General features: G+C 59.1%; 1 pseudogene. It reads left to right on the top strand.

Features of this window, described 5'->3' with window-relative positions:
- Nucleotides 1-165, top strand: a pseudogene (locus EN859_RS40185) (MFS transporter); the annotation flags it as partial.
- Nucleotides 166-279: the final 114 nt, after the last annotated feature.

Genomic DNA, 279 nt, shown 5'->3' with positions numbered 1-279 from the left:
ATCAACTCGATCGGCAATCTGGCGGGTTTCGCAAGCCCTTATATGATCGGTTATCTGAAGGACCTCACGCACAGCACGCAAACCGGCATGTACGTGCTGGCCGGCATGCTGGTGATCGGCGCGTTCGCCACATGGCTCACGCCCGCGAAACTGGTCAATCGTTAATCACATGGTGCGCGGCGCACGCATGGCGGTCATGGCTTTGCGTGCCGCGCACCGAACCTCGCTTTAAAGGAGTTGCCGCCATGCCTCGCTTCGCCGCGAATCTCTCGATGATGT

Origin of the sequence: Mesorhizobium sp. M00.F.Ca.ET.216.01.1.1 (assembly GCF_004010325.2) — a bacterium.
In the GTDB taxonomy this organism is placed as follows: Bacteria; Pseudomonadota; Alphaproteobacteria; order Rhizobiales; family Rhizobiaceae; genus Mesorhizobium.
This window is presented reverse-complemented; position numbering and strand designations above follow the sequence as displayed.